Source organism: Streptomyces sp. SN-593 (genome assembly GCF_016756395.1).
Taxonomy (GTDB): domain Bacteria; phylum Actinomycetota; class Actinomycetes; order Streptomycetales; family Streptomycetaceae; genus Actinacidiphila; species Actinacidiphila reveromycinica.
The window spans coordinates 2262291-2288003 of the sequence record NZ_AP018365.1; the positions used below are offsets into that span (position 1 = coordinate 2262291).

23 protein-coding genes and 1 pseudogene are annotated in these 25713 nt (G+C 74.0%); 6 read left to right on the forward strand and 18 right to left on the reverse strand.

The window, feature by feature from the left end:
* Positions 1-158: 158 nt before the first annotated feature.
* A complete protein-coding gene (locus RVR_RS09300) occupies positions 159-1040 on the forward strand; it encodes an NmrA family NAD(P)-binding protein (protein WP_202233392.1) in 882 nt (293 codons plus the stop codon).
* 121 nt (positions 1041-1161) lie between these two features.
* On the opposite strand, the gene RVR_RS09305 is transcribed toward RVR_RS09300, so the two are convergent.
* The 6 genes from RVR_RS09305 to RVR_RS09330 form a co-directional block, all read right to left on the reverse strand.
* The gene (locus tag RVR_RS09305) at positions 1162-3237 is read right to left on the reverse strand and encodes a LamG-like jellyroll fold domain-containing protein (protein WP_202233393.1); all 2076 of its coding nucleotides are present in this window, start codon (positions 3235-3237) and stop codon (positions 1162-1164) included.
* 150 nt (positions 3238-3387) lie between these two features.
* On the reverse strand, positions 3388-3945 hold the full coding sequence (locus RVR_RS09310; RefSeq protein WP_202233394.1) for a cysteine hydrolase family protein: 558 nt from the start codon (positions 3943-3945) through the stop codon (positions 3388-3390).
* 216 nt (positions 3946-4161) lie between these two features.
* Positions 4162-5514 (reverse strand): MFS transporter, encoded by a 1353-nt coding sequence (locus RVR_RS09315; protein ID WP_202238502.1) that lies wholly within the window; start codon positions 5512-5514, stop codon positions 4162-4164.
* Between the two features lie 88 nt (positions 5515-5602).
* Positions 5603-6049: a MarR family winged helix-turn-helix transcriptional regulator gene (locus RVR_RS09320; RefSeq protein WP_202233395.1), complete on the reverse strand. Its 447-nt coding sequence runs from the start codon at positions 6047-6049 to the stop codon at positions 5603-5605.
* A 311-nt stretch (positions 6050-6360) separates the two neighbouring features.
* Positions 6361-6495: a DUF397 domain-containing protein gene (locus RVR_RS39120; protein ID WP_237404655.1), complete on the reverse strand. Its 135-nt coding sequence runs from the start codon at positions 6493-6495 to the stop codon at positions 6361-6363.
* Positions 6458-7402, reverse strand: coding sequence for a helix-turn-helix domain-containing protein (locus tag RVR_RS09330; protein WP_202233397.1), 945 nt, complete (start codon positions 7400-7402; stop codon positions 6458-6460). Before RVR_RS09330 ends, RVR_RS39120 begins: the two co-directional genes overlap by 38 nt.
* Positions 7403-7583: 181 nt before the next feature.
* On the opposite strand from RVR_RS09330, the gene RVR_RS09335 reads away from it, so the two are divergent.
* Positions 7584-8504, forward strand: a complete 921-nt coding sequence (locus RVR_RS09335) for a helix-turn-helix domain-containing protein (protein WP_202233398.1) — start codon at positions 7584-7586, stop codon at positions 8502-8504.
* A 7-nt stretch (positions 8505-8511) separates the two neighbouring features.
* On the opposite strand, the gene RVR_RS09340 is transcribed toward RVR_RS09335, so the two are convergent.
* The 4 genes from RVR_RS09340 to RVR_RS09355 form a co-directional block, all read right to left on the reverse strand.
* A complete protein-coding gene (locus tag RVR_RS09340; protein ID WP_202233399.1) occupies positions 8512-9279 on the reverse strand; it encodes a DUF899 family protein in 768 nt (255 codons plus the stop codon).
* A 258-nt stretch (positions 9280-9537) separates the two neighbouring features.
* Positions 9538-10092: a hypothetical protein gene (locus RVR_RS09345; protein ID WP_202233400.1), complete on the reverse strand. Its 555-nt coding sequence runs from the start codon at positions 10090-10092 to the stop codon at positions 9538-9540.
* 77 nt (positions 10093-10169) lie between these two features.
* Complete coding sequence (locus RVR_RS09350; protein WP_202233401.1) at positions 10170-11321, reverse strand: glycosyltransferase; 1152 nt, start codon at positions 11319-11321, stop codon at positions 10170-10172.
* A gap of 337 nt (positions 11322-11658) precedes the next feature.
* The gene (locus RVR_RS09355) at positions 11659-13176 is read right to left on the reverse strand and encodes an arabinofuranosidase catalytic domain-containing protein (protein WP_202233402.1); all 1518 of its coding nucleotides are present in this window, start codon (positions 13174-13176) and stop codon (positions 11659-11661) included.
* 384 nt (positions 13177-13560) lie between these two features.
* Between RVR_RS09355 and RVR_RS09360 the strand changes: the two genes are divergently transcribed.
* Both RVR_RS09360 and RVR_RS09365 read left to right on the forward strand, forming a co-directional pair.
* Complete coding sequence (locus RVR_RS09360; RefSeq protein WP_202233403.1) at positions 13561-14043, forward strand: VOC family protein; 483 nt, start codon at positions 13561-13563, stop codon at positions 14041-14043.
* Between the two features lie 90 nt (positions 14044-14133).
* Positions 14134-15663, forward strand: coding sequence for an O-antigen polysaccharide polymerase Wzy family protein (locus tag RVR_RS09365; protein WP_237404656.1), 1530 nt, complete (start codon positions 14134-14136; stop codon positions 15661-15663).
* A gap of 16 nt (positions 15664-15679) precedes the next feature.
* On the opposite strand, the gene RVR_RS09370 is transcribed toward RVR_RS09365, so the two are convergent.
* Entirely contained in the window at positions 15680-16300 is a 621-nt protein-coding gene (locus RVR_RS09370) for a TetR family transcriptional regulator (protein ID WP_202233404.1), read from the reverse strand.
* 89 nt (positions 16301-16389) lie between these two features.
* Here RVR_RS09370 and RVR_RS09375 point away from each other — a divergent pair, with 89 nt between their 5' ends.
* Positions 16390-17433 carry an NAD(P)-dependent alcohol dehydrogenase gene (locus RVR_RS09375; RefSeq protein ID WP_202233405.1) on the forward strand — a complete coding sequence of 348 codons (1044 nt, stop codon included), beginning with the start codon at positions 16390-16392 and terminating at the stop codon, positions 17431-17433.
* 127 nt (positions 17434-17560) lie between these two features.
* Here the strand turns inward: RVR_RS09375 and RVR_RS09380 are convergent, their stop codons facing one another.
* From RVR_RS09380 to RVR_RS09390, 3 genes and pseudogenes are all read right to left on the reverse strand, one after another.
* The gene (locus RVR_RS09380) at positions 17561-18787 is read right to left on the reverse strand and encodes an MATE family efflux transporter (protein WP_430393227.1); all 1227 of its coding nucleotides are present in this window, start codon (positions 18785-18787) and stop codon (positions 17561-17563) included.
* Positions 18788-19164: 377 nt separating this feature from the next.
* On the reverse strand, positions 19165-20829 hold the full coding sequence (locus RVR_RS09385; RefSeq protein ID WP_202233406.1) for a GumC domain-containing protein: 1665 nt from the start codon (positions 20827-20829) through the stop codon (positions 19165-19167).
* A gap of 304 nt (positions 20830-21133) precedes the next feature.
* Positions 21134-22330, reverse strand: a pseudogene (locus tag RVR_RS09390) (glycosyltransferase); the annotation flags it as partial.
* Positions 22331-22561: 231 nt separating this feature from the next.
* On the opposite strand from RVR_RS09390, the gene RVR_RS09395 reads away from it, so the two are divergent.
* Positions 22562-23059 carry an FAD synthase family protein gene (locus tag RVR_RS09395; RefSeq protein ID WP_202238505.1) on the forward strand — a complete coding sequence of 166 codons (498 nt, stop codon included), beginning with the start codon at positions 22562-22564 and terminating at the stop codon, positions 23057-23059.
* Here the strand turns inward: RVR_RS09395 and RVR_RS09400 are convergent.
* The 4 genes from RVR_RS09400 to RVR_RS09415 all read right to left on the reverse strand — a co-directional run bounded on the left by RVR_RS09400 (position 23031) and on the right by RVR_RS09415 (position 25682).
* On the reverse strand, positions 23031-23795 hold the full coding sequence (locus RVR_RS09400; protein ID WP_202233407.1) for a CDP-alcohol phosphatidyltransferase family protein: 765 nt from the start codon (positions 23793-23795) through the stop codon (positions 23031-23033). The two genes, RVR_RS09395 and RVR_RS09400, sit on opposite strands and share 29 nt — an antisense overlap.
* A gap of 160 nt (positions 23796-23955) precedes the next feature.
* On the reverse strand, positions 23956-24375 hold the full coding sequence (locus RVR_RS09405) for a PIN domain-containing protein (RefSeq protein ID WP_202233408.1): 420 nt from the start codon (positions 24373-24375) through the stop codon (positions 23956-23958).
* Entirely contained in the window at positions 24372-24596 is a 225-nt protein-coding gene (locus RVR_RS09410; RefSeq protein ID WP_202233409.1) for a type II toxin-antitoxin system VapB family antitoxin, read from the reverse strand. The genes RVR_RS09405 and RVR_RS09410 overlap by 4 nt, the downstream gene beginning before the upstream one ends.
* A 147-nt stretch (positions 24597-24743) precedes the next feature.
* Complete coding sequence (locus tag RVR_RS09415; protein ID WP_202233410.1) at positions 24744-25682, reverse strand: aldo/keto reductase; 939 nt, start codon at positions 25680-25682, stop codon at positions 24744-24746.
* Positions 25683-25713 lie beyond the last annotated feature (31 nt).

Genomic DNA, 25713 nt, shown 5'->3' on the forward strand with positions numbered 1-25713 from the left:
GCCCGGGAACCGGGTCGCGGCCCCGCCGGCCGGCGCGTGCGGGGCGTGCGGCGTGTGCGGCCCGTGCGGGACGGCGGCCCGTCGACGGTGGACCTTGCCGCGCCAAAAAGTAAACGGTACGGTAGAGTTTACTTGATGGCAGAGCAGGAGGACGCATCATGATCGTTGTCACCGCGCCGACGGGACACATCGGCAGCCGGGTCCTGGCGGACCTGCTGGAGCACGGCGAGCAGGTACGGGTGGTGGCGCGCGACCCGGAGCGGCTGCCCGCGCGGGTGCGCGAACGGGTGGAGGTGGTGACCGGCTCGCACCGGGACGGGGACGTGGTGGAGCGCGCGCTGGACGGGGCCGAGGCCGTGTTCTGGCTGGTCCCGGCGGACGTGCGCGCGCCGAGCGTCTACGACGCCTACGTCACCTTCAGCATCCCGTTCGCCGACGCCGTCGTGCGGCACGGCGTGCGGCACGTGGTCACCGTCTCCGCGCTCGGCCGCGGCAGCGGGCTCTACGCGGGCCACGTGTCGGGCTCGCTGGCCATGGAGGACCTGATCCGCAGCACCGGCGTGCACTTCAGGGCGCTGGCCATCCCGTCCTTCATGGACAACCTGGCCCGGCAGGTGGAGGGCATCCGGCAGCACGGCGTCATCGGGGGCACCATCCCCGGCGACGTGCGGCTCCCCTTCACCGCCACCCGCGACATCGCCGACCTCGCCGCCGGGCTGCTGCGGGACCGCGGCTGGACCGGGCAGGACACGCTCGACCTCCTCGGGCCGGAGGACCTGACCTTCGAGGAGGTCGCCGCCCTCGCCTCCGAGGTGCTCGGCGTCCCGGTCCGCTACGAGAGGGGCGACCGCGAGCAGGACCGGCGGCGCTTCGTCGACCGTGGCTTCTCCGAGGCGATGGCCCGCAGCCTGATCGCCATGGACGTCGCCAAGGAGCACGGTCTGGACAACGCGGTGGCACGCACCCCGCGGAACACCGCGCCCACCAGCTACCGCCAGTGGATGCGGGACGTGCTCAAGCCCGCGGTCGAGGCAGGCTGACCGGCCGGCGCGCGCACCGGTGGACGGGTCGGCCGGCGGCGGGTTCCCGGGGGCTCCCCTTGCCCGCCGCCGATCGCGGGTGCCCCCGTGCCCGCCGCCGACCGCGGGTGCCCGCGGGGAGTCAGGCGTTCATGAAGCTGCTCGGCGGCAGCGCGCGGTCCACGATGCGCACGTCGCCGATCGCACCGTGGAAGACCTGGCTGACCGCGCCGGCCCACTCGTAACCGCCCAGCAGGAAGGGCAGGTCGAGGGCGGTGAGGCCGACGGACGCGCTGCCCGGGTTGCGGCCCTCCTCGCAGCCGTTGACGTACAGCTTGGTGATCCGGCCGTCGTTGACGATCGCGACGTGCCACCACTCCTCCTGCTGGAGCAGGTGGCTCCAGTTGGTGGCGGCGCCGGTCTGGTTGAGCGGGTAGACGTTCCACTGGAGTTCGATCGAGCTGGACAGGCTCAGCGTCAGGATCGGCTCGTCGGCGGTCGCGGTGGGGCCGTCCTTGCCCGCCTTGGCGGCGCTGCCGCTGCGGCTGAGCATCGCCGACCAGCCGTTGCGGCCGCCGTCCCAGTCGGAGGGCAGCTTGAAGAACGCCTCGACGGTGTAACCGCCCTTGAAGGTCTGCGCGTTGATCGGCGCGCCGTCCACCGTCCGGAAGTACGCCCCGGTGACGGGGTTGCCCTGGCCGGCGAAGACGAGGCTGCCGTGGCCGGGCTGGTCGGGGTGGTGGTCGCCGGTCCAGGTGAGCGCGTCGGCGGCCGAGCCCGGAACGCTCGCCAGGGCCAGGTCGTTGCCGTGCCCGGCCTGGTCCTTGACGACGGTGCCCGCGGCCACGTTCGCGCCGGCCTTCCCGCCCTCGTCGAACCGCCAGTACGCCAGCGTGCCCGGCACCAGCATCCGCCGCGCCGGACGGGCGGCGCGCTCCGGGACCGGCGCGAAGCCCGCGAACCGCTTCCCGAAGTCGATCGCCGTCGAGAAGCGGTCGACCGACGACGTCAGCTCGATCTCCTTCGCGGCGAGGTCGTTCAGCTCGTCGGCGGCGGCGAGTTCGCGGATCCACGGCGAGAAGGTCGCGACGTCGATCACCCCGCGGGTCAGGTCGAAGCGGTAGGAGCGGATCATGCCCGCCCCACCGTAGTACCGGTCCTGGTAGTTGGTGATGTGCAGGTGCACGTCGTTGCCGGCGCTGTTCTTCATCACGGTGCTGCCGGGCGGCCAGTAGTGGCCGTTGAGGGTGAGGAAGATCTGGTCGTTGTCCTTGATCAGGCCGTCCCACATCTGCTGCCCGTAGTCCGACAGGCCCGCCGTGCCGTCGTCGTAGGAGCCGACGATCTCGTGGGTGGTGACGATCACCGGGAGCGTCGGGTTCGCCTTGATGACCGCGTTGGCCCAGGCGAAGCCCTGGTCCGACAGCCGCCAGTCGAGCGAGAGCAGCATCCAGGACCGGCCGCCCGCCTGGAAGACGTGGCTGGTGTTGTAGCCGTCGGGGCTGGAGGAGTGGTAGCCCGGGCTGCGCCGGGCCCGCGCCGGGGTGAAGGTCTCCAGGTACGGCGTGGAGCCGCGCTGGTCGTCGCCGGTGACGTCGTGGTTGCCGGCGAGCACGCCGTACGCCGCGCCGGCCCGGTCCAGCATGTCGAAGACCTTGGTGGCCGCGGTGTACTCCTCGGCCAGGCCGTTGTTGGTGACGTCGCCGAGATGGGCCAGGAAGACGATGTTCTCGTCGTCGCCGCCCGCGCGGCCGACCGGGTCGAGCACGTAGCGGAACGACGCCTCGACCGGTACCGGGTGGATGCGGTCCTGGTCGAACAGGTACTGCGTGTCGGGCATCACCACGACGGTGAAGCGCGGGTCGTCCGGGTCCGGGCTCCACTCCCCGCACGGCGCGGGCGTCATGGACGTCCGGCCGTAGGGGTCGTCGTCCCTGCCGCCGCTGCTCTTGCCGTCGGTGCTGCCCGCGCGGCCCGCGCTGCCCTTGCTGCCCTTGCTGTCGGCGGCGGCGTACGCGGGGGCCGTGCCGAGCAGACCCGCCGCTGCCGCGCCCGCGCTCAGCACGCCGGCGCCGCGCAGGAAGGTGCGGCGGCTGGAGGCGGCGATGCCCTCGCCGTCCAGGTCCGCGGTGCGCGGGCAGGCGCACGGGCCGCCCTCGCCGCCGCTGGTCTCGTGCGCCTCGTGGGACCCGGGCGCGCTGTCGGGTGAGCCGTGCATGTCCACTCCAAAGGTGGGGATTCGAACGGCGTCACGCTAGGGATCGCCCGCCTACGGCGGCACGGCACTTCGCGGTCCGGCTGCCGAACTCTCCCCCAACTCCGGGCCGCGGGTCACCCGGTGCGGTAGCCGGGTGACCCGCGGTCGCGCTCAGTGGGCGGACTCCAGTGCGGCCGCCCACTCCTTGGTGGTGGCCACGTCCACCCGGCGGTTGAGCAGCTTGGTGAGGAGCATCTCGTGCACCTCGGGGTCGGAGTCGGCACAGGCGTCGGAGAGGACCGTGACCTGGTAGTCCAGGTCGGCGGCCTCAAGGGCGGTGGACAGCACGATGCCGCTGGTGGCGATCCCGGCCAGGGCGAGGTGGTCGATGCCCTGAGCGGCGAGGATCTGCCGGAGGTTGTTGCCCGCGAAGGCGCTGACGCGGTTCTTGTGGACCACGATCTCGTCGCCGACCGGGGCGAGGTCGGGGTGGAAGGCGGCTCCGGGGTCGTCGGCGGTGAACAGGTGCTTCGGCAGGGCGCCGAAGACCTTGTTGCGCGGGTGCGCGTCCACGTGCCCGGCGCGCAGCCGCAGCGCGACGTGGAGGACGGGGACGCCGGCGGCGCGGGCGGTCGCCAGGGCGGCCGCGGCGGCCGGCAGGTAGTCCGGGGACACATGGGTGAGGGTGGTCTGCTGGAGGTCCATGGCGAGCAGGGCGGTACGGGACACGGTTCGGCCTTTCGTGAGGGTGGTTCGTCGTACGGAGACGCGGAGGTGCGGAGGTGCGGAGGTGCGGAGGTGCGGAGGCGGTGGGGGGCGGGCTGGGTGGCCGCGGGCGCCGAACGGGCGGGCGCGGCACGGGCGTTGGTCGTCAATCGTTGGCGGGTCGGCGGTCGGCGGTCGGCTGATGGGCCGGTCGGCGGGTGGCTGCTCGCTGCTCCTTGCCTACGCGGCGGATCGTTTCCCCGGCCCGTCCCCGGTCGGCAGGCGCCGTAGCGTGCGGTCGAAGGCGGTGGCCAGCAGGTACAGGGCCCCGGCGCCGAGCATGAACCACGCCAGGTGGTGCATCCCGCCGGTGCTCGCGCGGTCGCCGAAGGACACGGCGGTGGCGGAGGAGGCGATCATCGACCCGAGGTAGCCGAAGGTCCGCAGCAGCCCCGCCGAGGACCCGGTGCGCTCCGGATCGGACTGGAAGTACACGGAGTTCTGCAACGCGAGGCTGTTCGCGCCCTGCGGCACACCGAAGACGACGGCCAGCAGGAGCAGCATCCACAGCGGGCTGCCCGCGGTCAGGCCCAGCATCAGTACGCAGGCCGCGATCTGCCCGACCGCGCCGAGCAGCAGCTTCCCGACCACGCCGCGGCGGCGGCCGACCGTGACGGACACGCCGATCCCCACCAGGAACATCGGGATCTGCACCAGCCCGGCGTGGAAGGGCGACAGCCCGTAGCCCTCCTCCGTCCACTGCGTGAAGCCGTAGAGGAAGGCGTACGACACGACGTACGCGACCAGCGACCGGCCGTAGGTGGCGAGCAGCGGGGTGTTGCCGCCCAGCACCCGCAGATCGATGAAGGGGGTGGGTGCGCGCAACTCCCTTACGGCGAAGGCGGTTCCGGCGACGAGGGTGATCAGCGGCAGGTACCAGTTGGCGAGGTGCAGGTTCATCAGGAAGAGCAGCAGGGAGAAGAGCATCGCCGCGAACAGGCCCATGCCCGGCAGATCGATGCGGGTGGCCAACTCCCGTCGTGCTCCCGGCCGTTCGCCCTCCTGCTTCGGCAGTCGCAGGACGCCGAGCCCGACCGCGAGCACGGACAGCGGGACGTTGAGCGCGAAGGTGACGCGCCAGCCGCCCAGTCCGATCAGCACGCCGCCGAGCAGCGGGCCGATCACCGCGATGGTCTGGTTGGCGACCGCCAGCATGGTCAGCACGCCCGCCGGGCTGTCCTGCCCGGTCCGCGCGGCCTCGCTGCGCAGCAGCGCCATGGCGGCGGGGTAGCCGGCGCACGTTCCGAAGCCGAGGACCACCCGCGCGGCGATCAGCACCCCGAGGTCGGGCGCCAGCGTGCCGATCACGCCGGCGACGCCCACCAGGCTGGTGCTCAGCAGGAACAGGCGGCGCGGGCCGAAGATGTCGATGAGCCGTCCGACGATCGGCTGCCCGAGCGCCGTGGCCAGGTAGAGCGCCGAGACCAGCCACGCGGTCTGCGACGGCGGTGCCCCGAACGCCTTGCCGATCGGCACCAGCGCGACCGCGATGATCGTCGAGTTGACCGGGTTCAGCACGGAGCCCAGCACCATCGGGGGTATCAGGCGGCGGTCGAAGCGCGCGGTCCCGTCGGCGCCGCCCGCGGCGACGGCCTGCTCCTGCTCCTGCTCCTTCTCCTGCTCATTCACGGATGAGTCGCTCCAGTACGGCCATCGCGGCGATCACGGTCCGGCGTTCCTCCTCGGTGCACTTCTGCTGGAGTTGCGCGGCGAGCCACTCGCCGCGCGCCTGCCGGCCCGCCTCGGCCTGCCGGCGCCCCTCGGGGGTCAGCGCGATCAGCAGGCGGCGGCCGTCGCCGGGGTCGCGGCGGCGCTCGACCAGGCCCAGTTCGGCCATTCCGGAGACCGTGGCCGCCATCGACTGGTGCCGCATCCCCTCGGCCGCGGCGAGGTCGCTCACGGTGAGCCCGTCGTCGTCTGTGAGGCGGGCGAGCACGGGCATCTGGGCGAAGCCGAACGCGTCGGCCCCCGAGACGTCGCGGATACGGCGCCGCAGCCGCCGGATGACGGCGCGGACCTCCTGCGAGGCACGCACGGCCGAGGGGGACGGTCCACCTTCTTCGCTCATGCACCCCACGGTAATTTGTTCAGCCCAGGCTGTCCAGTTTCCCTGCACAGCTAGCCTGCACATCCGCCCGGAGCCATGCGGGAGCCGCCCCGCGACTCGCATCGGGCGAGGCCGGAGCAGCGCATGGGTGAACCGCGCCGAACCGTAGGGCGGCCGACGCGGGCGGGAGGAGGGCAATGCCGCCGCCGGAGCGGACGCACGCGAGAGGGGCGCCCCGGATGCGCCGAGCCGCCCGGGTGGGGGTCAGGCCGGGTCACCGGCGCACGGGAGCGGGGGCGCCACGGGGGCGCGGGGACACCCCCGCCGCGGGGTCAGACGGTGGGGAACTCGTCCGCGCGCAGGGCCGTGACGAAGGAGGACCACTCCGCGGGGGTGAAGGCGAGCGCGGGCCCGCCCGGGTCCTTGGAGTCACGCACCGGCACGACGCCGGGGAGGTTGGACGCCACCTCGACGCAGTTGCCGCCCGAGGAGTTGCTGCGGCTTGACTTGCGCCAGACGGCGACGCTGAGATCGGGTCGGGAGACGTGCGTCACGGTAGTCGTCCTCCAAGATGGACCTGAGCGTGTCCTGGGACAGATACGGCGGCAGAGCCAGTGCTCCCAGCCGCTCGTAGGCTAGCAAGTGGGCTTGCACCTCGTCGGGCTCCTCGATGAGCTGCCCGAAGTCCAGCCCCTCCCGGTAGGCCACGTTCGATCCGTCCGGCATGGTCAGTACGGTGAACGCCCCGTCGACGCCCGGGTGTTCCCCCGCCTCGAACGCGAGCACTTGGACGGTGGTACGCGGCTCGTGCTCCGTGGCCAGCAGCCGCCGCACCTGCCCGCGCATGACGGTGGCTCCACCGATCGGCCGCATGAGCACCGCCTGGTCGAGGATGACGTCGAGCCGAGGCGCGTCGTCCGAGGCGAGCCGGTCCTGCCGGGCCAGCCGCGCGATGATCCGCTCGGCGAGTTGCTCCTCACTCTTGAGGTTCGGCCCCATGCGCAATACCGCCCGGGCGTAGTCCTCGGTTTGCAGCAGGCCGGGGACCACATGCGTCACGAATTCGGAGATTCGTACCGCCCGCTCCGAAAGTTCGATGAATTTTCGCGACCAGTCCGGGAAGGTTTCGCGGTACACGTGCGGCCACAGCTCCGTCAGAAGACCGTCCGCGCCCAACTCCCGGTCCATATCGGCCGCGAGATCACGCATCGGCTTGTGGCCGGTCATGCGTTCGACCTGGTTGACGCGGCTGGGGTGCACCCGCACGCGTTGCGCCAGCTCCACCTGGGTCCAGCCCCGCAGCTCACGTAAACGCCGCACCCGCCTGGCGAACACCGCCGCCACGCTCATCGCCGGATCGACCCTGGCCGCCATGAGTCCTCCCACCCTTTACAGTTCGAAGCTTAAAGTCCGCCGCCTGGCAATCGTCGGCCGCGAACTCCACGCTGTTGTACGGATAGTCAAGACCCAACCACGCCGAGTCCACGAATTCCGTTGCCCGGCGGCACCGGCAACGGCGGGTCCGAAAAGAATCCGTACCGAAGGAGCACCGCTCATGAGCAATCCCGGACGCTTCACCTCGAAGAAGTTGGACCCCGCGCTGTCCGCGCGGTCGTTGTACGGGGCCGAGTTGAGGTACTACCGGGAGCGCGCCGGGCTGACGCTCGGCGAACTGGCGGACCTGCTGCACATCGAGCTGTCGTACCTGGCCCGCATCGAGCAGGGCGAGCGCAGGTTCGACCCGGAGCTGGCAGACGTGCTGGACCGGCTGCTGGACACCGGCGGCTTCTTCGTCCGGAACCTCACTGCGGGACGCTCCGCGCCGGATCCCAACAAGCTCTCGCCGCTGGCCGATTGGGAACGGCTCGCGGCGACCGTGAAGGAGTGGGACGCCACGCTCGTGCCGGGACTGCTCCAGACCGACGCGTACGCGGCGGCCGTCGCGGAGACGTACGCGCCGCTGCTCGCGGACCGGCCCACCCGGTACCGCTGGGAGGCGCGGCTGTCCCGCACTCCGGTGCTGCGCGACCCGAAAGGACCGCGGTACCTGGCCGTACTCGGCGAAGCCGTCCTGCACCGCGGCCTCGGCGGTCCCGCCGTCATGGCCGAGCAACTGCACAGCGTGGCCGCGCTGATCCGCCGCCGTCGCATCACCGTGCGGGTGCTGCCGCTGACCGCGACGCCCCATCCGACCGGCACCGACGGCGCGTTGCGCCTGATGACGTACGCCGACGAGAGCCCGGTGCTGCACTTCACCGCGCACCACACGGGCAACCACTTCACCGACCCCGGGGCGGTGAACCTCGCCCACCTCACCCACGACCTGCTCACCGCCGCCGCGCTCACCCCGGAGGACTCCTTGACACTGATCGAGTCCACGGCCGACGCCTACCGCGCCCGGGCCGGCGCCGCCGGGTGCTCCGCCCGCGAGCACGCCCGCACCCACGGGCCGGTCCGCGAGCTGGAGCACCGGTGAGGGCGCGTCAGTGGTCGGCGCCTTCGCGGCCGAGCGTCTGCTCGGGGGTCGCGCCGGGGCGGGTCCACTGCGGTACGGGGCGGCCGGTCGGGCCCCACGTGGCGGTCCCGTCCACGTCCGAACGCCAGTACCAGCAGGGTCCGTTGCCCTCGGGCCACCCCTCGGGGACGTCCTGCCACGCCTCCGCGCGGCCGTAAGGGGTCATGTCGAGCAGGGCGAAGGAGCCGCTGGCGGCCTCGGTGCCGCGTCCGGTGGTGGAGTAGGTGAGGAACGTCCGGTCGCCGTCGCGCAGGTAACTGGTGAGGTGGCCCATCTCGCCGCCGACCGGCTCGTCCAGACCGCGCACGGAGTACCAGGGCTGGGTGTAGCCCATGAAGTCGACGAAGGGGGCGACCTCCTCCCAGCGGCCCGGGGTCAGGATCGCGAACGACACCCCGCGGCTGTTGAGGTACACCGCGTCCCTCATGTGCCAGGCGGTGACGGTGCAGCCCTCGCACTGGCCCTGGTGCGGGGCGCCGTCCCACCACATGTGGTTGTAGACCACCAGCTCGTCGCGGCCCTGGAACAGGTCGAGGAACGGGACCGGCCCGTCCGGGCCGACCACCTCCACGGTGCCGTCGAACTCCACCATCGGCAGTCGGCGGCGCGCCGCGGCGATCGCGTCCCCCTCCCGGGTGTGCGCCTTCTCCCGTAGCAGCAGCTCGTCGCGGGCGGCCTGCCATGCGGCCATGTCCACGACCGGCGGGCGGGCGGTGCCGTTCGGCGGGTTCGTCATGCTCTTCCTCCGTGGGCGTCGGTGCCGGACCGCGCCCGGCGGCGGGCGCCGGCGCGGTCCGCGGTCACCGGTGGAGACTCGCGCCGGCCCCGGAACTCATCGCCCACGACTCCTGCTCCGCCGACCAGGAACCCGACCGGCCGCCGGGTGCCCGGGCCCCCGGCCCCCGGCCCCCGGCCGCCGATCGCCGATCGGCCGCCGCCCCGCGCCTTCGGCGGGGTTCGGCGGCTTCGTGGGTCCGAAGGACCGTACCTCCGCTCAGGGCGATCCCACGGCGCTCCGGCGGCGTGCCTCCGGCACCGGTTCCTGCCAGGCGAGGAAGACGGCGACCGTGACCACCGTGGCGATCCCGGACAGGACGAACAGCACGATCGTCCTCGGGTGGGCCGACGCGATGGTGCCGGCCGCGACGAGGGCCAGGACCGAGCTGGCCGGGAAGGCCGCCCGCAGGGCCCAGTGCGACGGGCGCCCCGTGGGCAGGGGGGTCCTCTGCACGTAGTGCTCCCAGCCCATCAGCGACGGCCCGACCCGCTGCTCGATCCCGGTCCGGATGTAGGCCGCTATCCGGTGGATGCGGAAGGTGTGGTGGAGCCAGGAGACCCCGAGGATGAGGGACACCAGGGGTTGGACGAGGATGATGGGCGCCTCGTGGCTCTGGAAGCCGACGGAGAGCACGGTGCCGAAGGCGATCACCGTGAGGGACACCAGCTGGAACTGGAGCTCCACCAGCTTGATGATCTCCTCACGGAGTTGCGTGTACTCGGCGACGAGTAACTGGGTGGCGTCCCAGTTCGGTGCGTTCTGCTCGTTCATGACCCGTTCATGACCGCCCGGGCCCGGGGTCAAACGGCCCGGGAGCCCCCGCCGGAGCGTGTCCCGGGGGAGAAGCGCTACGCGCGGGCGCGGACGGCGGAGTAGACGGTCAGCAGGTCGGCGACGACCGCCTCGATCGAGAAGCGGTCGCGGACGAGCTGCCACGCCGCCTCGGAGGCACGGGCGTTGGCATCGGGGTCGAGGAGTTCGAGGACGGCCGCGGCCACGAGCGGGCCGTTGTCGGCGTCGGGGCGGCTGGGGGTGACGACGCCGGCGCCGGCCGCCTCGATGTCCGGGGAGAGCCCCCCGGTCGCGGCGGCGACGACGGGGACGCCGACGGACATCGCTTCGAGCAGTGAGACGGCGAACGGCTCGACCACGGACGGCAGGACGTAGACGTCGGCCTCGCGCAGCCGCGCCAGCACGGCGTCATGACCGAGCGGGCCGGGGGTCTCCAGGGCGTGCTCCACCCCGAGTTCGGCGGCGAGCGCGCGCAGCGGCCCGGTGAGCGCGCCGGTGTCGGGCCCGGCCAGGACGAAGCGCGCGTCGGGGTGGAGGGCGAGCACCGCGGGCATCGCGGCGACGAAGTCCTCGGGGCGCTTCCGCTTCTGCACGCGCGCGAGGTAGAGGATCGTCGGCGGGCGGTCGGCGGGGCGCGGGGGGCGGCGGTCCTGCCGGGCCACGCCGTTGACCAGGCGGTGGAAGGTCGTCAGCGGGGTACCGGGGACGACGGCCTGGACGCCGTCGCGTTCCATCGCGGTGAGGTGCAGGATCGCGTCGGCCCGGCGCAGCACCCGCTTCATGCCGAGCAGGTCGACGGCCTTGGCGAAGACCTTCTCGGTCGGGTCGATCATGCCGTGCGTCTGCACGACCAGCGGCACCCCGGCCTCCAGGGCGATCAGCGCGAACGGCAGCGTGATCAGGTCGCGCATCAGGTGGACGTGCACCACGTCCGCGCCCCTGACCATCCGGCGGGCCTTCGCCAGCAGCCCCGGTGAGGTGATCCCGCTGACCTCGAACGCGGGCAGCACGTGCCGGGCCTGGTGGACGAAGGACGGCACCCCTTCGAGCTCGGTCGGCAACGGGCCGGTGAAGCCGTCGCCGAGGGTGGCGATCCGGGCGTCCACCCCCCTGGCCCGCAGCCCACGCGACAGGTTCAGCGCGACCCGGGTGGGGCCGCCGAAGTCGTTGGTGGGCGTGTGCAGGGTGACCACATGCAGGACTCTCACGTACGGGACGCCTCCCCCTGTGCCGCTTCCCCTCGGCGCGGGAGTCGCCCGCCGCCGTGTCCCCGCGGCGCCCCCCGGCACCGCCGCTCCACCCTAGCGGCGCGGGCCGTCGCCGGGCGGGGGATCGCGGCATCACGGCGCGGAGCGGGGGGACGGGGGGCGGAGCGGCGGGACGAGGCGGGGCGGTGGCGCGGCCGGGTGGGGCGGGGTCCCGTAAGCCGTGGGCGCGGCCGGTTCGCGCGGGCCGTGGGCGCGGGGCCGTGGGCGCGAGGCCGTGGGCGCGGACGGTACGGGCCCGTGGGGATCCGCCGCCGCGCCCACCCGCCGCCCGGCGCCCTCAGTTCAGGTGGAACTGCTGGGCCTGCGCGCCGTTGCAGTCCCAGATCTGCAACCTCGTGCCGTTGGCGGTGGCACCGCTCGGGGAGTCCAGGCAGCGGCCGGACTGCGGGTTGAGCAGGGAGCCGTCGGCCTGCTGCTTCCAGACCTGGCCCCCGGCGCCGTCGCAGTCCCATAGCTGGACCTTGGTGCCGGCGGCGGTGCCGTTCCCGGCGATGTCCAGGCAGCGGCCCAGCGTCTCCAGGGAGCTGTCGGCGTTGTGGGTCCAGTGCTGGTCGACCGCGTACGACTGGCAGGCCCACAACTGGACGGCGGCGTGGTCGACGCCGACGTCGTCGCCGGCCACGTCGACGCAGGTGCCGCCGGGGCCGGTGATGGTGCCGCCCTGGTCGCCGTTGCTGTTCCCGGCGTAGCCGGCCGCCACGATGTCGGCCTGGACCGCGTTGTCGGCCGCGTCGGTGGCGAACCCGGAGGTCATCACGCCCTCGAAGAAGGACCCGGCGGAGGCGTTGCTGTTGTCGCCGCCGGTGCCCAGGACGATGGAGCCCTCCTGCTGCATGGGGGTGTACCCGCCGCTGGGAAGGGCGCCGTGCCACCAGGTGGAGAGGGCGCCCGACTGGGAGTTGCCGCCCTTGAGGGCGAAGGTGGTCTGCCCGTCGTTCTTCAGCAGCGCGGTGACGAAGGGACTGCTGTTGCCGAGGTTCGCGGGGTTGTTGCCGCTGCCCTGGTAGAGGCCGTTCTCCAGGTCGGCCGCGACCCACGGGCCGCTCCCGGTGCAGGGGCCGAGGTGGCAGCGGGTGCCGAGGTAGACCGCGTCCATGTGGCCGTTGCCGGTGTCGGTGACGGTGTGCTCGGCGTTGCCGTAGTCGAAGCAGCAGCCGCCGTTGACGTGCGTGCCGCTGGCCACCATGTACATCGACTCGGCCTGGCCGCCGACGGCGACGCCGGCCGCGTCGGTGTGCCGGTAGCCGGTGCCGGGCGTGACGAGGACCCCGTAGGCGCGATGGCCGGCGACGGTCACCGGCAGGGCGCCCGCCGGCGCGGCGTGGTCGGCCGCGCCCGCGGTGCCGGCGCCCTCCACCACCAGGTCGTTGTGCCGCGGCGACTGGTCGTAGATCTTCGTGATGGCGCAGGAGGTGGCCGCGCAGAACGCGTCCTGCGCGGCGGCGTCGGCGTAGCCCCCGGTGGACAGCAGGCCGATGTCCCGGGTGGCGCCGTCGGAGGCGCGGGTGACCTGGTACAGGCTGCCGCCGTAGGCGGAGTAGAGGGCGCGCACCGTGCTGTGGGCGGCGACGCAGGGGGTGCCTGCGGCGGCGTAGAGGTCGCAGGGCCGGGTGCCGGCGGCCTGCGCGGGGACGGGGTAGGCGGCCAGCGCGCCGAGGACCAGCGCGAGGCCGGCGCAGCAGGCGAGGAGGGCGCGCCGCAGCCGGTGCGGCAGCGACGCGGTCCCCCTTCCGGACGGGCGGCCGGCCGACCCGCGGACGGCCGGCGCGGCGGCAGCGGTACGCGATCTGCTCATGCGGTGAACTCCCTTTGAGCGGTGGGGGGTTTGGGGGCGGACGGGCACGGGGGCCCAGGCGCCCGGCGCGTGCCGCCAGGATGTGGAGTCGCCGATTTTTTCGTCAACACCCCGGAAAAACACGGCGCCGCATTTCGCACGCCCGTCGCGCCCCCGTCACACCGCTTCACACACCCACCCCCACCCCGCGCGGGCGCGGGCGGGCGCGTGGACCGAGAAACGTGGGGACCGAGAGACGTGGGGACCGAGGCACGTGGGGGACCTGGGGACCTGGTGAGCTGGTGGGCTGGGGACCGATGAGTTTTGCGGGGGTGGGTCGTCTCAAGGGGGCAAGGGCGCGGCGGCACCCGCCGTGACCACCCGCGTACGGCAACGGAGGACACGATGACCAGCGGACGGCTCACCACGTGCCTGTGGTTCGACGGCAAGGCGGAGGAGGCCGCGGACTTCTACCTGTCGGTGTTCGAGGACTCCTCGCGCGGCGCGGTGCTGCGCCACACGGACGCCAGTCCCGGCGAGGCGGGCTCCGTGCTCACCGTGGAGTTCACCCTCAACGGACAGCAGTTCCTGGGGCTCAACGGCGGCCCGGAGTTCACCTTCAGCGAGGCGATCTCGTTCCAGATCGACTGCGCCGACCAGGACGAGGTCGACTACTACTGGACGCACCTGACGGCGGACGGCGGCGAGGCGGGGCCGTGCGGCTGGCTCAAGGACCGGTTCGGCGTGTCCTGGCAGGTCGTGCCGGGCATGCTGCCGACCCTGCTCACCGACCCGGACCGGGAGAAGGCCGACCGGGCGATGGCGGCGATGATGGCGATGGGCAAGCTGGACATCGCCGCGCTCCGGGCGGCGTTCGACGGCTCCTGACCCGGCCCCGGCCGACGGCGACCCGGGAGTACGCCGACCCGCCCCCTCGCAGCGTCCCCGCCGCCTAGACTCGCCGCAGGGAGGGGGGTCATGGCGGTCGACGTGTCAGGAGGGGAACGGTCCACCGGGCCGGGTCCCGGGGGCGGGCCGGCGCGGGCGCGCACCGGGCGGGAGGACCTCGGCACCCCGGGGGTGCCGCGGGCGGTGCTGTCCCGAGCCTTGGCGGTGCCCCTGGTGGTCGCGCTCGTCCTGCTGCTGCCGGGCTACGTCCTGACCCAGCCGGGTCCCGGCCTGCGGGACGCGGGTTTCTGGTGGCAACTGGCCCTGACCTGCTACGCCGGGGCGCGGCTGTGCGCGATGGCGCTGGCCCGGCGGCGGCGCCTGGTGCAGGGCGCGTTCTGGCTCTTCGTCTACGTGGCGATGGGGGTGGCGCCGCTCGCCCAGGAGGTGATCGGGCAGGTGCCCACCCCGGTGGTCGGCGCCCGCTCGGACACGGTGCTGGCGATCTCGCTCACCCTGGCCGGCTGCGTCGCGTACGACGTGGGCGCGCTCGCCGCGCGGCTCCAGCCGCCGCACCGCTCCCCGCGGCCCCGCCCGCAGGCTCAGGTGGCCCGGCGCCGGCTGTGGCTGCTGGTGCTGCTCGCCTATGCCGGCAGCGCGCTGTGCATCGTGAAGCTCGGCGGTCCCGCGGTGTTCTTCACCAGCCGGCAGGACATCAGCGAGACCGTCCAGGCCAGCGGGCTGGCCGGCGCGAGCGGTGACAGCCACGTCGGATCGGCCTTCATCCGCGGCTTCGGCACGGTACCGGCGCTGCTGGCGCTGCTGATCCTGATCCGCTGGACGTCCACCTCCCGCCGGGCCCGCCGCAACCTGCCCGCGCTGGTCGCCCTGGCCGGTCTCGTCGTCATCAACGTCATCGTCAACAACCCGATCTCGAACCCGCGTTACTGGTTCCTGACGGTGGTCTTCTCGATCCTGTTCACGGCCTTCCCGCGCAGCCCCGCGGTCTACCGCGCGGCGCTGGTCGGCGGGGTCGTGGCCGCGCTGCTGCTCTTCCCGTTCCTGGACCGGTTCCGCTACGACGCGGGCGGCTACCACCCGGTGCAGTCCACGTCGGTGCTGGACCCGCTGACCATCAAGGACTACGACCAGGTCGGCATGTTCGCCAACACCCTGACGTACGTGGAGTCCGGCACCGGCCACGCGCACGGACGGCAACTCGCCGCCGACGTCCTCTTCTTCGTGCCGCGCTCCGTGTGGCACGGCAAGCCGTTGGACTCCGGGGTACTGGTCGGCCGCTGGATGGGCATGACCAACACCAACCTGTCCTCCCCGCTGTGGGCCGAACTCTGGCTGGACTTCGGTCCGTTGGGCATGACCGGTGGTTTCCTGCTGCTCGGTTGGGCCTGCTGCCGCGCCGACCTGCGCTATGCGCGCCGCACCCTGGACGAGGGCCGCCCGGGCACCCTGGCGGCCGTGGTGGTCCCGATGGCCGCGGGCTACTCCTTCATCCTCCTGCGCGGCCCCCTGCTCCAGGCGGCGGGCCGCATCGGCATCGCCCTGGTCTGCCTGGCGCTGGTGGGGACGGTCAGCCGGAACCCCCGCAGAGCGCTGCGCTGAGCCGGGGGCCGGACGGTCAGGGGGCCTCGCCCGCGACCGAGGCCATCGCCCGCCGCAGGAGGGGCCCCAGCCGCCGGGTCCCGCCGCCGGCGATCCAGGCCGCGACGGCGGCCTCGATGCAGCCGATGGCGGCGGAGGTCAGGGCGCGGGGGCGGGGATCGGTCGCGTCGAGGGGGTCCGCGCCGAGCCGCCGGGCGATCTCGGGCACGAGCAGGTCCAGCAGCCGCCCCATCTTCTCCTGGTGGCGGGCGGCGAGGGCGGGCGTGGCGCGGGCGAGCACCGCCAGCCGCAGCGCCCGCTCGGACCCGGCGGAGTAGGACGCCACCAGCGGTTCCATGGCGTGGCCCAGCGCGGTCCACGGGGCCTCGTCCTCCGGTCGCCGCCGCAGCGCGTCCAGGAGTTCCCCGCCGGCCCCCGCGTTCCTGCTCGCGAAGACGTCCTCCTTGGCCGGGAAGTACCGGAAGAAGGTGCTGCGCGAGATGCCGGCGACCGCGCAGATGTCGTCGACGGTGGTCCGGTCGTAGCCCTTCTCCAGGAAGAGGTCGAGCGCCATCTCGGCGACCTGCGCCCTCATGGCCTGCCGGGCGAGCTCGCGCGCGCCGGTGGGCCGCTCCTCCTGCTCCGGCGTTCCGACCATGCACTCACGGTACTACACTCCGAATCTGAGACTCAGTTCCACGGATGGAACTGAGTGCCACGACTTGGGACACCGTCCCGGAGGTATCCATGCGCACCACCACCGGATGGCAGAGCGACGACCGCTCCACCGCGCTGACGCGGGCGACGATCGAACGCAGGGACCTGCGCGCCGACGACCTCGCCGTACGCGTCGACTACTGCGGGGTGTGCCACAGCGACCTGCACTCCGTGCACGGCCTGACGGGCAAGCCCACCGCCGGGCTCGTCCCCGGCCACGAGTTCACCGGCACGGTGACCGCCGTGGGCACCGCGGTGACCGGCTTCGCCCCCGGTGACGCGGTCGCGGTCGGCACGATCGTCGACTCCTGCGGCGACTGCCCGATGTGCCGGGCCGGGCAGGAGAACTTCTGCCACGAGGGGGCGGTGAGCACCTACGGCGGGACCGACCGGGTGGACGGCACCCCGACCCTGGGCGGCTACAGCCGCGAGTACGTGCTGCGGGACCGGTTCGCCTACCACCTGCCCGACGGGCTCGACCCGGCCGGCGCGGCCCCGCTGATGTGCGCGGGGATCACCGTGTGGGAGCCGCTGCGCGCGCTGGCCGTCGGCTCCGGCAGCCGGGTCGCCGTCGTCGGCCTGGGCGGGCTCGGGCACCTCGCGGTCAAGCTCGCCGCCTCGCTCGGGGCGGAGGTGACCGTGCTCAGCCGGACGCCGGGCAAGGCCGACGACGCCCGCGGACTCGGCGCCGCGGACCTGCTGGTGACGACCGACGCGTCGCAACTGGCCGCGGCCCGCGACCGGTTCGACCTCGTCCTCGACACCGTCTCCGCCCCGCACGACCTGTCCCCGCTGCTGCGCACGGTCGCCCTGAACGGCACGCTGAGCGTGCTCGGCCTGCCCGTCGAGACGCCGGTGAAGATCATGGAGCTCACCTTCGGCCGCAAGCACCTCAGCTCCTCGGGCACCGGCGGGCGGCTGCACACCGCCGAACTGCTGGCCTACTGCGCCGAGCACGGCATCACCGCCGACATCGAACTGCTGCCCTCCGCCCGCGTGGAGGAGGCCCTGAACCGCCTGGAGCGGGGGGACGTGCGCTACCGCTTCGTCCTGGACCTGTCCGACCTCGGCTGACGGCGGCCGCCGGGCGTAGGAGCCGGAGCCCCGCGCGCCCGTCGCCGCGCGCCCGTCGGCGGGCAACTGTCGGCGGGCGCGCCACCCGCGGGCGCGCCGGACACCGACGCCCGGCGCGCGGGTGGCGTCAGGCCGAGCCGGTGGGAAGCTCCTCCGAGGCCGCGGGCCCGCCCGGCGGGCGCCGCGGCTCCACGGGCACGGCGGCGGCCGCGGCGCGGCGCTCCACGGCGATGCGCGACCACAGGGCCACCGCCTTGAGCGCGGAGCCGAGGGCGAGCCCCCAGGCGGCACCGAGGACGCCGTCGAGGCGGTAGCCGGCCAGCATGAACACCACCGACGCGAGGGAGAAGACCACCTGGATCGGCAGGGTCGCGCGCGGCCGCAGCACGCGCAGGGTCAACAGCGCGCTGGTGCCCAGGGCGATGCACGCGTACTGGCTGCCGGACGCGGGCAGCAGCGCGGCGGACGCCGACCAGGTGTCCCCGAGCAGCGCCCGCCCGGCGTGCGCGGGCAGCAGGGTGAGCACCGTCGTCCACGCCGCCGCGACGGCGGCCAGTACGACGGCGAGCACGGCGGTGGCCCGCACCTTGCCGTCGGTGCCGCGCACCCGGTTGAGCAGCGGCGGGCCGAACGCGGTCGCCGAGTTGAACAGCACGTTCATCGGCCCGAACAGGGTCGTCGCGCCGCGCAGCGCCCCCACGGCGAGCGGCGCCGCGAACAGGCCGAGGCCGACCACCGCGAGCTGGCTGGTGGCGTTGCCGACGCCGAACTCGACCACGAACCGCTGCCCGAGGTGGCCGCTCCGCAGGTACGGCCGGATGTCCACCGGCGGGCGCGGTTCGCCCGGCGCGGGCCGCAGCCGGCGCCGCAGCAGCGCCGCGCCGACCAGCAGCGCGGGCACCCCGGACACGCCCCAGACGGCCACCAGGCGTACCGCGCCCGCCGCGTGCGGCTGCGCGGCCAGCGCGGGAACCGCCACCAGCAGCCGCACGGCGTCGGCGAGCAGCGCGAGGTGGGGCAGCCGCAGCGCGGAGAAGCAGTAGCGCATGCCGTCCTGGGTGAGCACCACCGGCAGCACCAGGCCGAGGACGGCCAGCCCGCGCGCGGTGGCACCGGGCACGAACAGCAGCCCCGCGGCCATCCCCCAGCCGAGGACGGCGGACGCGGCCGCGGTGAACGCCACGGCGGAGCGGCAGGCGGCCCGCACCCGGCCGGAGCCGCGCTCCAGCACCAGGGCCTGGCCGACGTAGGAGACGTTCACGCCGAGCAGGACCGTGAAGACCATGTAGACCATGGAGAACACGGCGAAGCCGGCGGCCGTGGAGAGCCGCGCCGCGACCACCAGCACGATGATGTTGGTGAACGCGGCGACGCCCTGGTCCGCGACGGAGCTGGCGACCGCGGCGACCCCGCGCCGTCGCCCACCCGACCCGTCCGACCCGTCCGGGCGATCCGGGCGATCCGGGCCGACGGGATCGCCGTACACGTCGGTGTGCGGATCGGTGTGCGGATCGCCGAACGGGTCGGCGTGGTGGTCGTACGGGTCGGCGTACAGGTCGGCGTCGGTGTCCACGGGGGTTGCGACGTAGGGGAGTTCGTGGTGCGGACCGGCGCCGTGCAGGTCGTCGTACGCGGTGTCGTACGCGGTGTCGTACGGGCCGCCGTACGGGACGGCGGCCCGCTGCGGGGGTTCGGCCCCGGGTGCCGCGGCGTACCGCGGGACGGGGCCGGTCAAGGGACCGGGTGGCGCTCCGGAACAGCGGGGGCGACCCGGGCCGCGTGGTCGGGACGGGCGGCGGACGCGGGGGCGGCCCGGTGGCCCCCGCCGTACCGGCGCGGCAGGAACCGTGAGCGGCCGGGCGCGGCCGGGGCGCGGTGCAGCACGGTGCCGAGCACGAAACCGCCGGCCCCCGCGACCAGTTCCCGGACCCGGACCAGGTCCTCGCGGCGCACCTCGGCCGGGTCGCAGACCACGACCACGCCGTCCACCCGGTCGGCGAGCGCGAGCGCGTCGGCGTAGGACAGCACCGGCGGGGCGAGGACCACGACGACGGTGCCGGGGTCGTCGGCCTCGGCGAAGAGCCGGCCGGCCTGGCCGGAGGTGAGCGCGCGGGCGACGTTGGGGACGCGGCGGCCGGGCACCAGGTCGAAGGAGCCGTACTCACCGGTGTCCACCGGGAGTTGGAGCCCCGCGGGCCAACCGCCCTCGCCCTGGCCCGGGTTGCGGGCCCAGCCGGGGCGGTGGCCCTCGGCCGGGCGCAGCCGCGCGGACAGCGACGGGGTGCGCAGGTCGGCCTCGACGAGCAGCGCCTCCTTGCCCATCTCGGCGAAGGACGCGGAGAGGTTGACCGCGACGGCGGCCGCGGTGGCGCTGCTGCCGCGCGGCTCGACGACGAGCAGTCGGCGGCGTTCGGCGAACCGCTGGTCGTGGCTGAGCCGGAAGGCGATCGCCCGGTACTCCTCGGCGAGCCGGCCGGCCATGTGGTCCCCGGCGAGCAGGGGTTGGGGGCCGCCGCCCCGGCGGCCGCCTCCGCCGGGCAGGGTGCCGAGCACCGGCGCGTCCATCGCCCGGGTGACCTCGCCGGCCGAGCGCGGGCGCGGGTCGAAGACCAGCCGCAGCCACGCGGCGAGCAGGCCGAGCGCGATCCCGACCGCGGCGCCGAGGCCCAGCATCAGCGGCAGTCCCGGGCCGGTCGGCGCGTCGGGCACCGTGCCCGGCTTGATGACGGTGCCCGGCGTGGTGTCGAGCGCGCGCAACCCGCTGATGTCGCCGTTGAGTTCGGTGATCCGGCTGAGCAGGTTGGTCTGCACGGACACGAGGGTGCCGACCACCTGGCTGTCGCTGGTCTGGTCGATCTGGTCGAGCAGTTCGTTGCGCTGCTTCACGAGCGGGTCGAGCTGGTCCTGGTAGCCCTTGACCATCTTCTTGATGGTCGTCCTGGTCGCCGACTCACGGCCGTCCAGGTAGGACCTGGTGAACGCGTTCACCCAGGCGGCGGCGTCCCGCCCGTTCGAGGCGGTGCAGGTGAAGCGCAGCACCAGCGTGTTGGGCGGGTTGGTGACCTGGAGGCAGTGCTGGAGCTTGGCGACCGGCTGCTTGACCGCCTTCGCGGCGGTCTCGGCGACGCTGGTGCTCATCGCGGACTGGCGCTCGGTGCCGATGTCGATGCCCTTGTCGGGCGTCGCGCCGGCGGCGAACGGGTCCGCGGTCGCCGCCCTGACCATCACGGTACTGCTCGCGGCATACGTGTCCGCGCCGCCCAGGGAGAGGTAGGCGCCGCCGACCAGGCCGACGAGCAGGCCGGCCGCGATCAGGCGCTTGTAGCGGACGATCTGCCGTACCTGGTCCCGGACGAGGTCCACTTCCTCTCCGTCGTCCAGCAGTTCACCGCTCATCGTCGGCCCCGCCTTCCCCTGCGGGCGCCCCGGCGGGCACCTCCGGCTCGCCGCCGCGGTCGGCGGCTTCCTCCTCGGCCGGCCCCGGGGCCGGGTCCTCCTGGGCCGTGTGCTCCCGGCCCGCCGCGCCGCCCTTCTCCGGTTCCCCGCCCGGCTGTTCCGCCCCGGCCCGGGGCGGCTGCGCGGGCGCCGGCGGAACGGAGGGCCTGGGCGGTCGCGTCGGCGCGGCAGGCGCGGCGGGCACGGGCGATGCGGCGGGCACGGGCGATGCGGCAGGCGCGGGCGGTGCGGCGGCCGGCGCCGAGGCTCGGGCGAGGGCTTCGGACAGGAGCGCGTCGATCCGGGCGAGCCCCGCCTCGCGGGAGAGGTGGGCGTCCACGTGGACGGGTCCGGCGGCGGCCAGCACCGCGGCGCGGGGGGCGTCGAGGGTGAGCTGCCGGACCGCGGCGAGCAGGTCCCGGGGCGACTCGGGCGCGACGACCACGCCGGCACCGGAGCGCAGCACCTCCTGCGCGGTCCCGCTGCCCTCGAAGACCGACGCGATCACCGGGCGGCCGGCCGCGAAGTACGAGGTGAGCTTGGACGGCAGGCTCATGTCCTGGACCGAGGCGCGCTGGGTGACCAGCAGGAAGTCGGCGGCGGCCAGCACGTCGGCGAACTCCTCGTCGGCGGCCGGGGCGAGGAAGTCGAGGTTGGGCAGGCCGCCGGCGAGGCCGCGCAGGTGCTCGCGCTGGTTGCCGTCGCCCATCAGCACGACCCGGGTCTCGGGCGCCGTGCGGGCGGTCTCGACGAGGACCTCGAGCCCCTGCTTGATCCCCATGTTCCCGGAGTGCAGCAGCACGGTCTGGCCGGGCCGCCATCCCAGCCGGGCCCGCATCTCCTCGCGCGGGCGCGAAGGGCGGCGCACGTGCGACCAGTTCGGCACCACCCGTATCCGCTCCGCCGGCACGCCCATCGCGGCCACCTTCGCCACGAAGGACTCGTGGATCACCCCGACGAGGGCGGCCCGCCGCAGCGCGTGCTTCTCGACGAGTCCGGCGGCGAGCGAGGCCGGCCCGCCGCCGCGTATCCCGCTCTGCGCGGCCGCGGCGCCCATCAGGTCCTGCACGATCGGGACGAACGGCACCTGGTGGCGCTCGGCCAGCCGCGCGGCGAGCAACCCGCCGGCCAGGCTCGGCATCTGGGCGAACACGGCGTCGGGGCGGCCCATCCCGGCCGGCTCGTCGCGCCCGCCGCGCAGCACGCTCAGCTCGAACCCGGCCCGGCGCAGGGCGGTCTGGCGCGCGGGCACCGCGTGCCCGCGCCGGTGCAGCCGGACGCCCGCCCGGTCCTCCTCGACCCGCCGCACCCCGGCGTAGGCCGGGTCCAGCCTCCAGGCGGGATAGTGCGGCATGCCGGTGAGCACGTGCACCTCCGCACCGCCGGCCGCCCAGTGCTCGGCGATCTGCGTGGCGTACGGCCCTATCCCGGCGTGCTCGGGCGCGTAGTTGGTGGAGACCAGCAGCAGCCGGCGGCTCAGACCCGACGAAGCCACGAAGCGTTCCCTCCCCCCGGGGCCGGGACGAACCCCCGGATCCAGACAAGTGGACACCTTAGTCGTTCACACGCTCTCCACACCGGCGCTTGCGGTGCGTCGACGGTCGGAGTTCCGCAAAAACCCCGTTGCCCGCGATACGCGCGGCTATCGTCTGAGACTCGGCAGCGCTGGGGAGCGTTGTACGACTGGGGGTTGATGATGCTGCACCGGGTCGGTTACGCGCCGGGGGTCTACGACCTGTTCCACGTCGGCCATCTGAACATCCTGCGGCACGCCCGCAGCCAGTGCGACTACCTGGTGGCGGGGGTGGTCTCCGACGAGATGGCCGAACTCGCCAAGGGCCGCAGCCCGGTGGTGCCGCTGGTGGAGCGGCTGGAGATCGTGCGCAGCGTGCGGTTCGTGGACGCGGCGTTCGTGGAGACCGTGCCCGACAAGCTGGAGACGTGGCGCCAGGTGCGCTTCGACGTGCTGTTCAAGGGCGACGACTGGCGCGGCACCGACAAGGGGCGGCGGTTGGAGCGGAAGTTCGCGGCGGTCGGCGTGGAGATCGTCTACTTCCCCTACACCGTGCACACCTCCAGTACGCAGTTGCGCCGCGCGCTCGACGTGCTCACCGGTCCGGCCGGGGGCGTCGCGGCGGCCGGCGGGGCGGGCCCGACACCGCTCAACCCGCCTGACGCGGCAGCGCGTTGAGTTCGCGGAACCACTTCGCCAGGAAGGCCGCCAGGAACAGCACGTGCACCGCGAACAGCACGGTGTAGCCGTAGCGGAAGGCGCGTTCGCTGCCGAGCAGCAGGAAGACCGCGCACATGACGCCGTAGTCGACCGGCAGCAGCGCGACGGCGCGCAGCCGTGACGGCGCCGCCGCCGGGCCGCCCGGGCCGCCCCTCGGCTTCAGCTTGTCGGTGAGCAGCCCGCCGAAGAAGATGAGCACGGCGGTGAGTTGGAAACCGAGCGGCACCAGCAGCCACCCGTCGCCGGGCAGCCGGAAGTGGCGGTGGAAGGCGATCAGCACGGCGGCGTGCAGCGCGGTGATCTTCGCGCAGTCCACCACGTGGTCCAGCCACTCCCCCGCCGGGCCGCCCCGGCCGAGCAGCCGGGCGAGTTGGCCGTCGGCGGAGTCGAAGGCGAAGCCGACCGCGAGCGCGGCGTAGACGGCCGCGGCGAGCCGCCACGACGGGCCGGCCAGCGCGAGAGCGGCGATGCCGGCGGCGCTGCACGCTGCGCTGACCAGGGTGACCTGGTTCGGGCTGAGCCCGGCGCGGTAGGCCCCCGCGGCCAGCACCCGGCCGACCGGCCGGTTCACGTACCGCGAGTAGAGCGAGACACCTTTCGCGGTCTTCTGCGCGTCCCGCAGCCGGCGCAGCGCCTCGCCGTACCCGAGCGGCCTGCCGACCGCCTCGCCCGCCCCGCCCGCCCGCACCGCCATACGGCTCCCCCTCGTCGCTGCCCGCGGTCCTCCGCCCGCCCTCCGTATCCTGCCGGACCGGTCCCCCGCCCCGCGCCCGTTCCCCCGACCCGGTGCCGGACGCGCCCGTCGGGTCCTGAGAGCCGTCCCGCGCACCCCGACGGGCGGGCGACGACAGCTCTCAGAGACCAGGGGCGTCGCGCACGTTCCGCTCGCTCACGTCGGGCAGGACACGGGCCGCCGTGACGAAGTCGGTGTCGTCGTGCAGGACGATCAGCCCGTGGTGCGCGGCGGTCGCGCAGATCAGCAGGTCGAGGGGACCGGCCGCGCCGAGCACACCCTTCTCGGCGAGGGCGTACTGCGCGGCGCCGACCCAGTCCCACACCCTCTTCGGAACGGGTACGTCGGGGTAGAGGTCGGTGAACATCTCCCCCATCGCCTCGAACTCGGCGACGTTCCGCGCCGAGCGCCGGAACTCGGCGCGCTGGGCGGCGCACGACCCGATGGCCTGGAGCGTGGTGGTCTCCAGCCATGCTTCCCCGAGCTTCTCCTCGCGCAGGAGGCGCCACAGCCCCGAGGAGTCGAGGAGGTAGTGGATCACGCGCCGCTGCCCCGCTTGTCGTCGCTGCGGCGCCGAAGCCAGCCCTCGTAGTCCCACTGCTGGGCGGCCCGGAAGTGTCGTGCCACGAGCGCGGCCCGCTCGTGACGTTCGGCGTATTCCCGGAGGGCGGCGTTGACCACGTCCTTCTTGGTCCCGCCTCCGGCGACGCGGAGGGCCTTGGCCAGCGCGTCGTCGTCGAGGTCGATGGTCGTCACACTCACGTTGGACTCCTTTGTTCAAGAGCAACATGGAGTCTATATGCCCAGGGGAATCCCCGTCTCGCCGAGCGGGCCGGACCGGGCGGGCGCGGGGAAGGCGGGACGGGCGGGGTGGGCGAGGGCGGGGCGGGGAAGGCGGGACGGGGAGGGTCAGTCGAAGGTGATGTCGCCCGTGCGGGAAGGCACCGCGTCCAGGGTCGCCAGGGTCGCCGGGTCGAGTCGGACCGCGCCCGCGGCGACGTTGGCGGCGAGGTGGTCCGGGTCGGCGGTGCCGGGGATCAGCACGGTGTTCGGGGTGTGGTGCAGCAGCCAGGCGAGGCCCACCTGCGCCGGGGTGGCACCGAGCGCGTCGGCCGCGGCGCGCACGTCCGGCTCGTCGGTCACCTTGGGCAGCCCGGGGAACGCCCCGCCCAGCGGGAAGAAGGGCACCCAGGCGATGCCCTCGGCCACGCACAGCTTCAGCACCTCCTCGTCCTCGCGCGCGACCAGGCTGTAGGAGTTCTGCACGCAGACGATGCCGGCCGGGAGCGCGCGGCGCAGCGTGTCGAGCGAGACGGCGCTCAGGCCGATGGCGCCGATCTTGCCCTCGTCGCGCAGCGCGGTCATCACCGCGAGCTGGTCGTCGAGGTCCACGATCTGCTCGCCCTCGGCGCGCAGTCCGGGCCCGGAGTCGGCGCGGCGCAGGTTCACCACGGGGACGCGGTCGACGCCGAGACTCCGGAGGTTGTCCTCGACGCTGGCGCGCAGCTCGTCGGGGCGCTGGGCCAGGCGCAGCGGGATGCGGCCGGAGTCGGGGGTGGCGCCGACCTTGCTGACGACGATGACGCCGTCGTCGCCGGACCCGTCGAGCCGGTCGCGGTAGGCGTCGCGGATCACGCCGTTGACGAAGCCGTCGCCGTAGAACTCGGCGGTGTCCACGTGGTTGACGCCCAGCTCGGCGGCGCGGCGCAGGAGGGCGACAGCGGCGTCGCGGTCGTCGTGGAGGCGTTCGAGCTGCATGGCGCCGAAGCCGACGCGGGAGACGGCGAGGCCGCCGAGGTCGGCGGTGCCGCCGGCCGGGGCGGCGGGGGTGGCGGGGCTGTCTGCCATGGGAAATATGCTCCTCGTGAGACGATGGAGT